The organism is Thermoactinospora rubra (genome assembly GCF_002093975.1).
GTDB lineage: Bacteria > Actinomycetota > Actinomycetes > Streptosporangiales > Streptosporangiaceae > Nonomuraea > Nonomuraea rubra_A.
This window is the reverse complement of the sequence record NZ_KZ084324.1, coordinates 1-12044: the sequence shown is the minus strand read 5'-3', so window position 1 is coordinate 12044 and position 12044 is coordinate 1. Positions and strand designations below refer to the sequence as shown.

The following is a 12044-nucleotide window of genomic DNA, read 5'->3' as shown; positions in this document are numbered from 1 at the left end:
CACAAACGGCGTCATAATCGGCAGGGATGCCTGAACTCGCCGACTACGCCGCGGCCGTCGCCCCCGTCGTCGACGCCGTCCACGTCGAGGTCCACGCCGCCGCCCGCCCGCTCGGCGCCGACTTCCTCCAGGCGTCCGGGCTGACCCCCGGCCTGCTCGTGGACCAGCGCACCACGCTCCCGCTGCGCCCGCTCACCGCCGCCGGGCTGGCCGTCGTCCACCGGTACGGCACGGCGGAGGAGCGCGAGCCGATCATCCGGGCCCACCTGGAGGAGGGCACGCTGCGGCAGGACGCCGACGGCCGCCTCCACGCCACCCGCAAGGGCCTGGAGTTCATCGACGCGCTCTACTCCTTCCACGCCCGCGCCGCCCACCGGCTCTGGCCGGACGCGGATCTTTCCGTACTCGCCGAGCTGGCGGGCCGGGTCCTGGAGGAGGCGATGCGGGATCCGGGCCCGGCGCTGGGCGTGATGGCTCCGCCGTACGAGCCGGAGGGGGCCACGCCCGGCGTCCTGCTGTTCAACCGGCTCGCCACGCTCCGCTACCACCGGGCCGACTCCCACGCCGCCGCCTGGCAGGCCGAGGGGCTCACCGCCGCCCAGATGGTGGCGTTGCGGCCCGGACCGCTGCGCGAGCGCATCGAGCGCGACACCAACGTCCGGGCGGCCGGGCCGTACCGGATCCTGTCGGAGCAGGAGCGCGCCGCGCTGCTGGACGGGCTGCTCGCGCTGGTCACTCGCCGAGCAGGCGGCTGAGCTCGGCGCGGCTGTTGACGCCGAGCTTGTCGTAGATCGCCTGCAGGTGGTTGCCGACCGTGCGGATCGACAGCCCCAGCTGCGCGGCGATCTGCCGGTTGGTCAGCTCCCGCACGACCAGATGGACGATCTCGCGCTGGCGCGGCGTCAGGTCGGGCGCCACCAGACCGACCAGCGCGGGCGTGCGCGCACCGGGGCAGCGCCGGGCCAGCGCCCACGCCCGGGTCTGCGCGCCGCGCGCCGCCATGCCGCGTCCCGCGCGGTGCAGCGCGTCCGCCTCGTGGGCCGCGGCCTCCGCGGCGAACAGCAGCATGCCCAGCCGCTCGAACTCCTCCGCCACGGCCCGCAGGCCCGCGGCGTCGCGCGAGACCAGCGCCCTGGCGTGGCGGGCGCACAGCCCCGCCAGCGGGCCGTCCACCTGCTGGGCGAGCTCCTCCAGCCGGTCCACGACCAGGGGAGCGCCGCCGAAGCGGGCGGCGTCGTAGCGCGCCAGCATCTCGTAGCCCGCCATGCCCCGCTTCCCGGCCACGTCCGCGGCTGCCAGCGCCTCGTCCACGGCCGTGTCGAGATCGCCGTCGGCGGCCGACACCCACGACCGCGCCAGCCGTACCGGCTGATCGGTGAAGGACCAGCGCACCGGGATGACCTCGGCCCCGGCGAGCGCCTGGCGGGCGGTCTGCGGGTCGCCGAGCAGCGCAGCGGCCTTCGCCAATTCGGCCAGGGTGCGGGCCAGGTACGGCGAGCGGGGGTGCAGCAGGTCCGCGTCCTCCCGGCAGGCCCGCAAGGCTTCGGCGGCCTGGCCACGCAGCCTGCTCACCATCCCGCCGTGGGCGCCGAAGCCTGACACCGACATCTGCGCCACGTTCGCCGAGCCCACCAGCGTCTCCACGCTCGCGACCGCGCGTGCGGCGCCGTCGAGGTCACCGGCGAACAGGTGCGCCGCGCAGGCGACGTCCAAGGCCACGGGGAGGGCGTGCACCGCCAGGTCGCGCCACTCCTCGACGCTGCTCAGCAGCTCCTCGGCGAGCGCGACGGCCCGCGTCGTGCGGCCCGTGTGCGCCGCCAGCCAGCCTTCCAGGGCCATGGCGTGCGCCCGCCCCTGCCTGGTCAGCGGGCCGGTGGCGACGGCCTGGGCGTGGGTACGGCGGGCCTCGTCCAACCGGCCGAGGCAGAACTCCGTCACCCCGCGGTAGACGAGCACCTCCTGCCGCCACTCCGGTTCGGTGAGCACGCCAAGGACGTCGTCCAGTGCCTGGCGCGCCTCCTCCTCTTCGCCCGACATGCACAGCGCGAAACAGAGCGCCTGCGCCTGCTGGGCGCGCTCGGCCTCGGTGAGGGGCGCCGACTGCAGGAGGCGCAGCAGCTTCTTGGCCTCGGCGGTGTCGCCGACGACGGCCAGGGCGTGCCCGAGCAGCGCCACGGCCTCCGCGCCCGCGCCCATGTCGACCGCGGCCCTGGCCAGCCGGGTCGCCAGCCGGGTGTCCTGCACGCCCCAGGCCCGGTACGCGGCCTCCAGCAGCATCCGCCCGTCGGCCGCGCTGCCGCTGTCGAGCCGCCAGACCGCCGCGCGGAGCAGATCCTCCCGCCTGCGCAGCCCCGTGGCCTCGGCCGCTTCGGCCAGCAGCCGCCGCAGCCGCCGTGTGCGCAGCGCGCCGCAGCCGCTCCTGACGATCTCCCCGTACAGCGGATGGCCCAGGCGCAGCAGCAGGCGGCGGCCGTCGACGAGCCCGGTGACGAGCCCCCTGTCCTCCAGCCGTTCGACGGCCTCCGGGGCGGTGAGGGCGGCCACCACCTGCGTGCCGACCGGCTCGCCGAACGCCACCAGCTCCAGCGCCTCACGCTCCAGCGGATCCAGGTGCCCGATGCGGTCGCTGACCAGCTCGCGCAGCCGCGTGGTCACCGACAGCTCGCCGTACCAGCCCCACACGCCGCCGACCCGGCGCAGCCTGCCCTGCGCGCGGCCGGCCTGCACGAGCTCACGCAGGTAGAGCAGGTTGCCGCCGCTCACCGCGGCCAGCTTGGCCACCGTCGGCGAGGACACCTGGCCGCCGAGCACGCCCGCCAGCACCTCGCCGACCTCCCGCGGCGTCAGCGGCTCCACCTCCACGCGCGTGAGCAGCTCGTGCTGCCACAGCGCCGCGACCGGCCCGGGCAACGGCTCGGTGCGGCGGACCGTCACCAGCAACCGGGCGCTGCCCTGCGTCGCGAGGTGGTGTAAGAGCGCCGCCGACGCCGGGTCGAGCCAGTGCGCGTCGTCCACGCTGATGAGCAGCTCGCCGCGCGAGCCGTGCGCGGCCAGCTGGCCCTCCGCCCAGCGCAGCAGGTTCTCGCCCGCGGGCACCGCGCCGACCATGAGATGCGCGAAGGCGCCGAACGGGATGATCGACGCGGTCTGCGTCGCCACCGCGCGTACGGCGGGGCGCCCCGCGACGGCCTCCGCCGCCAGCCGGCTCTTGCCCACCCCGGCCGCCCCTGCGATCATGACGCCGGGCCCGTCCCGCAGTTCGCCGCGCACCCGCGCGAGCAGCTGGGCGCGTCCCACGAACGGCCACCCGCTGTGCTCGGTCATGCCGTCCCCCTCCCCTCCTGTATCGCATCATCGCGGAGGGGTGTTAACGGCAGGTTCACATCGGGCTCCGCAGGGCAGGCAAACCGCTCCAGCGGGCTTCTCGCCGTCGCGCTCAGAAAGGGGGACTATGGTTCCGTGGAACCGGAGCTGCCCAGCCCTCCCCGGGTGATCGTCGGCGTCGACGAGTCGCCCGCCTCGCGCTGGGCCCTGGCCTGGGCCATCGGCGCCGCACGGCTGCGGCGGATGCCGCTCGTCGCCGTGCACGTCAGCCGTGCGCCGGTGCACCCCTTCCCCGAGGCGCTCCCGGTGCACCACGCCATCCGCCTGGACGAGGACGACAGAAGCGCCGAGGTGGTCGAGCGGGCCTTCGACGAGGTGGCCGGCGGCATGCCGCCCGACGTGGAGACCGTGGTGGTCACCCGGCTCGGCCCGCCGGGGCACCACCTGGTCGAGCTGGCCGAGGAGGGCGACCTGCTCGTGCTGGGCCGCGGCCGGCGCACCCTCCTGGCCCGCATCCTGCTGCCCTCGACCAGCATCTACTGCGCCAGGTACGCCAAGGCCACGGTGGTCATCGTCCGCCAGCCCTCGCCGCCCGACGAGCCCGAGAAGTCGTGGAGCGAGCGCCAGCGCCGCTTCTGGAAGCTGTGAGGCCTAACCCCGGTGCCGTCCGCGCCGGGACGACCTGGTCAGAGCCGTCAGCGCCGTGGTGATCGGCACGGCCGCGATGAGGCCGAGCGTGCCGACGACGCTCCTGACGATCTCCTGGGCGATCGCCGGGTTGGCCAGCACCTCCCCGAGGGGCTGCGCGGCCACGCTGATGAGGATCAGCAGCGGCAGCGACGCGCCCGCGTACGCCAGCACGATCGTGTTGATCACCGAGGCGATGTGGGCCCGCCCGACCCGGGCCGCGGCCCGGTACAGCGCAGCGAAGCCGTACTCCGGATTGGCCCTGGCCAGCTCCGCCACGGTCGCCGCCTGGGTGACGGTGACGTCGTCGAGCACGCCGAGCGAGCCGATGATGATGCCGGCCAGCAGCAGGCCCTCGGTGTTGATCTGGTAGCTCATGCCCAGGTACAGGGCGCTCTCGTCGGTGATGCCACTGAGGTGGGCGAAGCCGATCGAGCCGTAGGACAGCAGCGCGGTGAGCGTCAGGCTGACCAGGGTGCCGAGCACCGCCATGGAGGTGGTGAGGGTGAAGCCGTGGGTCAGGTACAGGACCGTCAGCATGATCGTCGACGCGCCGACGACGGCCACGAGCAGCGGCGACTGACCCTGCAGGATGCCGGGGACGATGAACGTCAGCAGGATCACGAACGTCACGGCCAGCCCGGCCAGCGAGGCCAGCCCGCGCAGCCGCCCGAAGGCCACCACGGCCAGCGCGAAGGCCACGCCGAACCACCACAGCGAGGTGGTCCTGTCGTGGTCGGAGACCTGGTAGAACTCGCCGGTGTCGACCACGATCACCTCGTCGCCGGCCTGGAACCGCTGCGACCCGGGCCCGCTGGGCAGCAACGCGGTGAGCAGGCCTTCGGTCCTGGTCCGCACCGTCGCCTCGCCGCAGGTCTCCGGGTCCGGCTCCGGCTCCCCGGCCAGCGGTTCGGGGCAGTCCTTGAGCGCGATCGCCGAGATCGTGCCCTCGATCCGCTTCGGGCCCGGCTGCGCGCCGGAGCCGGTGTCCGAGGGCCACATCACGACCAGGGCGACGAGCGTGGCCAGCGCCAGCGGGACCAGGACGGCGAGCGTGGCGAGCCGGGCGCGCCCGGAGGCGGGCAGATCCGGCACGTGGTCGTGGTGGTGGGCGCCCATTCGCTTCCTACTCGACGTCCTCTTCGACGGCTATTCGACGGTGAGAAGCCGCAGGCCCTCCTCGACACGTGCGGCCGGGATGGAACCGTATCCGAGAACCACACCACTCTGTGCCGGTTCCTCCCCGCAGTAGCTCTCCAGCCACTCCACCGCCAGCCCGGCAGCCGCGTGCGCCCGCGCCCGGGGAGCCAGCCGGGCGCACAGGTGCAGCCCGGCCGCCGAGGGCACGATCGCCAGACGGTCGCGGAAGTCGCGTTCCAGCACCTCGGCGATGCGGTCGCGGCGCTCGGCGTACTGCCTGGTCGCCTTGCGGATGTGCCGGGACAGCAGCCCCTCGTCGATGAACCGGGCCAGCGCCGCCTGCGTCGCGGGCTCGCCGTGCCAGTCGGTGAGCTGCTTGGCCACGCGCAGGGCGTGCCGCAGGGACGCGGGCGCGATCAGGAAGCCCAGGCGCAGCGTCGGCAGCAGCGTCTTGGAGAACGACCCCACGTAGACCACGCGCCCGGCCCGGTCGAGGCTCTGCAGCGGCTCCAGCGGCCGCTCGCCGAAGCGGAACTCGCTGTCGTAGTCGTCCTCGATCACCACGGCGCGCCGCCGTTCCGCCCAGGCCAGCAGTGCCGTACGGCGGGGCAGCGACATCGGCGTGCCGAGCGGGAACTGGTGCGACGGCGTGACGTACACCAGCCGGGCGGCCTTCGGGATGGCCTCGACCACCAGGCCCTCCTCGTCCACCGGCACGCCGGCCACGCGGGCGCCGAGCGAGTGGAACAGGCGCCTGGCCGGGGGATAGCCGGGCTCCTCGACCGCCACGCAGGCCCCCGGCTCGATCAGCACCCGGCCGACCAGGTCGAGCGCCTGCTGCGCCCCCTGGGTGACGAGCACGTCGTCGGCCGAGGCCCGCACCGAGCGGCTGACGCCGATGTGCCGGGCGATCGCCTCGCGCAGGCCCGCATGGCCTTCGGGCTCGCCGTGCCCCGCGGATCTGGCGCGCAGCTCCCGGGTGACCAGCCGGCGCCAGGTCTCCAGCGGGAACAGGCGCGGATCCGGCACACCCACCCGGAAGTCGAAGGCGGCCGGGCGGCCCGGCTCGACCAGCGGGATGTCGCGCCAGACGCGGCGCGGCTCGACGGCTCCCCTGGGAGCCTGCCGGGACCTCTCCGGCTGCGCGGTCACGAACGTCCCCGCGCCCCGCCGTCCCTCCAGGAAGCCGTCGGCCACCAGGCGGTCGTACGCCACCGCCACGGTGTTGCGTGAGACGTCGAGCCGCCTGGCCAGCTCGCGGGTCGGCGGCAGCCGCTCGCCGTGGCGCAGCCGCCCGTCGAGGATCGCCTCCAGCAGCTGCCGGTAGATGCGCGCGGCCAGGTCACCGCGGCCTTCGAGGCTGACGTGGATCTCCATCTTGGCCCAATCATTTCGTCCAGAATTGGAACTTTCAACCAGCCAATCCCGGTCCTACGTTGGGCCCATGAGCGAACGCATGAACCTCGGGGCCCTGGCGCCCGACGCCTACAGGGCCATGGCCAAGCTGGACGCCTTCGTCGCGGCCGGCCCGCTGCCCAGGCAACTGCTGGAGCTGGTACGGCTGCGCGCCAGCCAGCTCAACGGCTGCGCCTACTGCGTGGACATGCACAGCGGCGACGCGCACAGGGCCGGCGTGGACTTCGCGAAGCTGAACGCGGTGGTGGTGTGGCGGGACGTGCCCGCCTTCGACGAGCAGGAGAGGGCGGCGCTCGCGCTGACCGAGGCGGCGACGCGCCTCGACGGCGGGGTGCCGGACGCGGTCTGGGACGAGGCCGCGCGCGTCTTCACGCCCGAGCAGCTGGCCGCGCTGGTGGTCGCCATCGCGACCATCAACGCCTGGAACCGCATGGGCGTGACGGTGCAGATGACGCCGGAGTCGTTCGCGTCATGACGGCCCGGCGGGCCCTGTCGAGGGCGCAGCTCGCCGCCTCCATCGGCGACGGCGCCTACCTGGTCACCTCCGCCCTCTACTTCGCCCGCGTCATCGGCCTGTCGCCGTCCCAGATCGGCCTGGGCCTCACCATGGGCTGGGCCGTGGGCGCGGTCGCCGGGATCCCCCTCGGCCACCTCGCCGACCGCCGCGGGCCGCGCGGCGCCGCCGTACTGCTGGCCCTGGTGACCGCGGGAGCGGTCGCGTCGTTCCTCCTCATCCGCTCCTTCCCGCTGTTCGTGGCGGCCATCTGCGTCTACGCCGCCGCCCAGACCGGCCTGACCGCCGCCCGCCAGGCTCTGCTCGCCGGGCTGGTGGAGCCCGACCGGCGTACCGAGGTCCGCGCCCGCCTCCAGTCCGTGCTGAACGCCGGGCTGGCGCTCGGCGCGGGCCTCGGCGGGCTGGCGTTGTACGCCGGCACGCCGCAGGTCTACCTCGCTGTCCTCGCTCTCGACGCGCTCTGCTTCGTGGCCTGCGCCCTCATGCTGCTCCGGCTGCCCGCCGTCGCTCCCGTGGGCGGACCGCCGCTGGGTGACCCGCCGCTGGGTGGCCCGCCACGCCTCGTCGTGCTCCGCGACCGGCCCTACGCTCTCGTCACGCTGATCAACGCGGTCATGCTGCTCTACATGCCGCTGTTCAGCCTCGTCATCCCGTTGTGGATCGCGCAGCGCACCGTGGCTCCCCCGTGGATCGTGGCCGTCCTGCTCGTCGGCAACACGCTCGCAGTGGTGCTGTTCCAGGTGCGGGTGGCCCGCCGGGTCCGCGACCTGCCGTCGGCGGTCCGGTCGGTACGGCAGGCGGGGCTCGTCATGCTGGCGGCGTGCGCGGTCTTCGCCCTGTCGGCCTTCGGCGGCCCCGTCGCGGTCTCGGTGGCGCTCCTGGCGGTGGCCACGGCCCTGCAGGTGCTCGCGGAGATGATGACCGCCTCGGGCGCCTGGGAGCTCAGCTTCCGGCTGGCCCCCGACGGGCGGCAGGGACAGTACCAAGGCTTTTTCGCCGCCGGCGTACCGCTGGCCAGGATGATCGGCCCCGCCCTGCTCACCACCCTCGTGCTGGGCGGCGGCGTCCCCGGCTGGCTGCTGCTCGGCTGCCTGTTCGCGCTGGCCGGAGCGTCGACAGGCCCCGCCGTACGGCTGGCGCGTCCCCGCCTCGCCGCCGCCGGTCATGCGACTCCTACCGGAAAAACCGGTTAGCGTGCAACAAGGGGATCACCTCGATCCCTTGCTAGTCTGCTAACGAACCGTCGTCCCACTCCCGGCACGGGATGGGACCGTGGAAGAGGGGTCACACCGTGAAGAAGCTGCTCGTCCTGGCGCTGCTGGCTCTCGGGGGCTTGCTGATCTGGCGCAAGGTGCAGGCCGATCGCGCCGAGCTGGACCTTTGGACCGAGGCCACCGGCAGCGAGAACTGATCGCCCTTGAGCGAGGCCGTCCCGATCAAGCTGGCCTGCCTGGACCTCGCCGGCGCGGCGATCGGTGACATCGCCACGGTCGAACGAGCGTTCTCCGAGGCGATCGCCACTCAGGGCATCGTGCCCGGGACCGGGGCGTACGCGCGTGCCATGGTGCACGTGCACCGGTCCCGGGGATGCCCCAAGATCGACGTCTTCCGCGGCATCTTCCCGGACAACGAGGCCCAGGCGCAGGCCGCCAACCTGACGTTCGAACGCTCCTACGAGGGGACCATCGAGCGCACAGGTCTCGTTCCCATGCCCGGAGTCACGGAGGTCATCGACAAGCTCCGCGGCTCGGGGGTCCAGGTGGCCATCATCACCGGCTTCAGCCGTTCCACCCTGGGGCGTGCGCTCAGCGTGCTCGGCTGGGACGACAAGATCGACCTGGCCATCTCGCCCGAGGACGCCGGCCGCGGCCGTCCCTGGCCGGACATGATCCTGCACGCGGTGCTGCGGCTCGGCATCGAGGACGTCCGGCAGGTCGCGGTGGCCGGCGACTCGGAGAACGACATGCTGGCCGGCCGCCGCGCCGGCGCCTCCGTCGTCGCGGGCGTCATGACCGGGGCACACAGCAGGGAACGCCTGCTGAAGGGCGGCGCCACCCACATCCTCGACTCGATGAGCGACTTCTCGGCGCTGGTGCTGAGCGAGGACCTGGGAGCGCACCAGGCGACCGCCTCGGCCCGGTAAGCTGTCTACGTCTTCGGGGCCTTAGCTCAGTTGGCAGAGCACCTGCCTTGCATGCAGGGGGTCAGGAGTTCGAATCTCCTAGGCTCCACTCGAGGTGAAAGCCCACTTCCGGTTGTTTCTCGGGAGTGGGCTTTTCGATCTCTGTACAGCGACGCCGTACAGCAACCGGTGCGGGTCAAGCTCGGCCGGCCGCGTCCTCCCATCGGGGCATGTCAAGATCGTTGTCGGCGTCCTCGTACCATCCCAGTCCTCTGGTCCAGGTGTCGAGCCACTCTGCCAGGCTGGGAGAGTCGACGAACCATGCGTCGGCCCAGCGCCCGTCATCGACGGGGTTCGGCTCGAACAGCAGCACGGTTCCGGCTTCACTGCGGCAATCCACGCATGCGTACATGGCGCAGCCCCAGGTGAGAATGGGGAGAACGCCTTCAGGCCAGAACCAGCCCGGTTCTGAAGGGTCTGCCGCTCGTCGTTGTCGGTACTCCTCCACCGCCGTGAGGCCGGCGTCGGAGGTGTGCCCGCCTTCGGTCAGGCCGAGGATGCCGTACTCCGGGCCGAAGCCGCCGTTGCCGATCTTCTTGTAGAGCTGCGCGAGAAGAGGGTGCAAGGGGAATCCCAGCGTGGACTCCGCTCGGGCGATGTCCTCGGATGAGAGGACCGGAGGAAGCGTTGTGGTTTCGGCGGCAGCCCGCGTTGCGACTCTGGTCAGTGGATCGTCGAAGTCGATCATTGATACATCATCGAGCATGCGAGCACCGCCGCATCGACCGCAGGTTGAGCGACGTACGGCGGGCGGTGGCAGGAACGGCACGCCGTGGGCGGTACGGCGAGCAGTCGACGTGCCGGTCGCAGGTGGTGAGCATCAGAACGGCCTCCGGCGAGGGCCTCCAGCCCCCAGGTGATCCTCTCGCGCCGGCCGAGCGGTTCGAGGCCGGGCGGGGCACGAAGGAGATCGCCCGGGAGTTACGGGGCACGAGCGGGCCGAGGGAAGTGGCGGCGGGCCTGGAAGCAGGGCGGGCGCGGAGCGTCGCGGTCCAAGCGGCCGGTGGCGCGGGAGAAACCGTCGCCTGGGCAGTGGGCGCGACTGAAGGGCGAGGTGTGGCCGCAGGTAAGACAACCGCCGCGGACCTGGGCGCCTTTATCTGCATCAAGGACGAGGCGGGTCAAGGGCTGAGGTCGCCGCAGGGACGCACCTGGGCGCCGCGCGAAGGCCGACCTGTCGTTGGTGTCCGCGGCCGGGGCAACGTCGCGGGCGTTTTGTGCTTCCGGCTGGAGGATCGGCCGGATGACCGCGTTCCCGGAGACCAAGACCGCGTGGCATCCGGCGGGGATCTGACCCGGGCGGCCCGGAACGGGAGCTCCGCTCCGGGCCGTCATCGGCTCGTCCGCCGCCGGTCAGGACCCGATGACAGCCTGTCGTTCCCGCGCGATGATCGGCTGGATGTCCAGGTCGTAGTTGCAGAGGATGACTCCGACCCAGTCGCTGTCCAGGTAGATCGACCAGTTGGTGTTCCCGCCGCCGATGCCGCCGCCGTGCCCGATCAGCCGCTGGCCGCCGACGACGGGCGCGGTCACGCCGTACGCCTGGAACGCCTCCTGCACCGCGGGGTCGGAGGTACCGGCCCCCCGCCGCGGGGGCACGGGGACCTTTCCGCTCTGGAACAGCTCGGTGTAGGCGTGGCCGAGCAGCTTGCCGCCCCGCAACGCGAGCGCGAAGCGGACCAGGTCCGGCGCCGTGGAGAACCCGCCGCCGCCGCCGTACCCGACCCACTGGCGCGCCGCGTTGCTCCCCGGCGCACCGCCCAGCACCGCACCCTTGTCCAGGTTGCGCACGGCGTCGACCCGGCTGCCGTCCGACTGGTACATGTACGGATGAGCGATGCGCTCGTCACTCAGCCACTGCGGCCTGGTGAAGTAGCCGGATCGGGTCATCCTGGCCGGGACGAAGACGTTCTCGTGGACGTAGTCCCAGAAGGTCTGACCTGACACCTTTGCCACGACCTCGCCGAGAACCTCCATGCCCATGCTGCTGTAGGCATGCCTGGCGCCGGGGGTGAACTCCAGCCGCTGCTCGCGTATCCGCTTCCTGAGGTCGGCCAGCTGCTCCTCGGCGCTCATGAAGACCTTCTGCGATGGTGCCTGGTCACCGGGGCGAGTGGGATCGCCCATGCCTCCGGTGTGGGTGAGCAGGTGGTGCACGGTGACGGTCTCGGCGATGTCGGCGGGGAGGCCATCCAGATACGTGCCCAGCTTCTCGTGGAATCCGAGCTTGCGTTGTTGCGCGAGCTGGACGATCGCCAGCGCTGTGAACGGCTTGGCGGCGGAGGCGAGGTTGTAGATGGTGTCGATCGTGTTGGGGATCTTCTTCTCCTTGTCGGCCATCCCGTAGGCCCGGGCCAGGACGGTACGGCCACGGTGGGCCAGCAGGACGGTGCCGGAGAACCCGTCCTCGGCGGCCAGCTTCGCGAGGAACCGGTCGTATGCCCCGCCGGGACGCGCGTCCTTCGGTATCCGGTTGGCATGCGCCGTACCGGACGCCGTCGGCAGGCCACCGGCGGCGAGGGGAGCGATGCCAAGCAGTCTGAGCGCGGAACGGCGAGACGGCCGAGAACCGTTCATCTGGAACGACCTCCTTCGGTTCGTGGCCGGGCGGGCCCCGGCCATCCGCGAAGAGAGGCTGCTGGATCAGGTGTTAAAGGGGGGTAATCGACCGGGATCCGGGGTCTCGTCGGGGCCGGGGAGGCCGGTGCGATCTGGGATGTCATCGAGAGCTAGAGACAATGCCGTATAGATAGGCGTTGGGTGCTTGTGTCAAGTCGCCTG

General features: G+C 72.6%; 11 protein-coding genes and 1 tRNA gene. 7 read left to right on the top strand and 5 right to left on the bottom strand.

What is annotated here, in order from left to right:
• Window positions 1-26: 26 nt before the first annotated feature.
• Window positions 27-755 carry a hypothetical protein gene (locus BSB02_RS00060; protein ID WP_084955277.1) on the top strand — a complete coding sequence of 243 codons (729 nt, stop codon included), beginning with the start codon at window positions 27-29 and terminating at the stop codon, window positions 753-755.
• Here BSB02_RS00060 and BSB02_RS00055 read toward each other — a convergent pair.
• The gene (locus BSB02_RS00055; protein ID WP_158088525.1) at window positions 733-3324 is read right to left on the bottom strand and encodes an ATP-binding protein; all 2592 of its coding nucleotides are present in this window, start codon (window positions 3322-3324) and stop codon (window positions 733-735) included. The two genes, BSB02_RS00060 and BSB02_RS00055, sit on opposite strands and share 23 nt — an antisense overlap.
• A gap of 135 nt (window positions 3325-3459) precedes the next feature.
• Here BSB02_RS00055 and BSB02_RS40420 point away from each other — a divergent pair, with 135 nt between their 5' ends.
• Window positions 3460-3972: a universal stress protein gene (locus tag BSB02_RS40420; RefSeq protein WP_158088524.1), complete on the top strand. Its 513-nt coding sequence runs from the start codon at window positions 3460-3462 to the stop codon at window positions 3970-3972.
• A gap of 3 nt (window positions 3973-3975) precedes the next feature.
• On the opposite strand, the gene BSB02_RS00045 is transcribed toward BSB02_RS40420, so the two are convergent.
• Together BSB02_RS00045 and pdxR are read right to left on the bottom strand one after the other, a co-directional pair.
• Complete coding sequence (locus BSB02_RS00045; RefSeq protein WP_084955272.1) at window positions 3976-5130, bottom strand: YibE/F family protein; 1155 nt, start codon at window positions 5128-5130, stop codon at window positions 3976-3978.
• A gap of 30 nt (window positions 5131-5160) precedes the next feature.
• Window positions 5161-6528, bottom strand: a complete 1368-nt coding sequence (gene pdxR, locus BSB02_RS00040) for a MocR-like pyridoxine biosynthesis transcription factor PdxR (protein WP_084955270.1) — start codon at window positions 6526-6528, stop codon at window positions 5161-5163.
• Between the two features lie 67 nt (window positions 6529-6595).
• On the opposite strand from pdxR, the gene BSB02_RS00035 reads away from it, so the two are divergent.
• The 5 genes from BSB02_RS00035 to BSB02_RS00020 all read left to right on the top strand — a co-directional run bounded on the left by BSB02_RS00035 (window position 6596) and on the right by BSB02_RS00020 (window position 9312).
• On the top strand, window positions 6596-7042 hold the full coding sequence (locus tag BSB02_RS00035) for a carboxymuconolactone decarboxylase family protein (RefSeq protein WP_084955268.1): 447 nt from the start codon (window positions 6596-6598) through the stop codon (window positions 7040-7042).
• Window positions 7039-8274: an MFS transporter gene (locus tag BSB02_RS00030; protein WP_084955266.1), complete on the top strand. Its 1236-nt coding sequence runs from the start codon at window positions 7039-7041 to the stop codon at window positions 8272-8274. Before BSB02_RS00035 ends, BSB02_RS00030 begins: the two co-directional genes overlap by 4 nt.
• Before the next feature lie 98 nt (window positions 8275-8372).
• The gene (locus BSB02_RS41850) at window positions 8373-8492 is read left to right on the top strand and encodes a DLW-39 family protein (RefSeq protein ID WP_240506072.1); all 120 of its coding nucleotides are present in this window, start codon (window positions 8373-8375) and stop codon (window positions 8490-8492) included.
• A gap of 6 nt (window positions 8493-8498) precedes the next feature.
• The gene (locus BSB02_RS00025; RefSeq protein ID WP_084955264.1) at window positions 8499-9224 is read left to right on the top strand and encodes an HAD-IA family hydrolase; all 726 of its coding nucleotides are present in this window, start codon (window positions 8499-8501) and stop codon (window positions 9222-9224) included.
• Between the two features lie 15 nt (window positions 9225-9239).
• Window positions 9240-9312: transfer RNA gene (locus BSB02_RS00020), tRNA-Ala, on the top strand.
• Window positions 9313-9399: 87 nt separating this feature from the next.
• On the opposite strand, the gene BSB02_RS00015 is transcribed toward BSB02_RS00020, so the two are convergent.
• Entirely contained in the window at window positions 9400-9951 is a 552-nt protein-coding gene (locus BSB02_RS00015) for an SMI1/KNR4 family protein (protein ID WP_206184445.1), read from the bottom strand.
• Window positions 9952-10616: 665 nt separating this feature from the next.
• Window positions 10617-11840, bottom strand: coding sequence for a serine hydrolase domain-containing protein (locus tag BSB02_RS00005; RefSeq protein WP_084955260.1), 1224 nt, complete (start codon window positions 11838-11840; stop codon window positions 10617-10619).
• Between the last annotated feature and the right edge of the window lie 204 nt (window positions 11841-12044).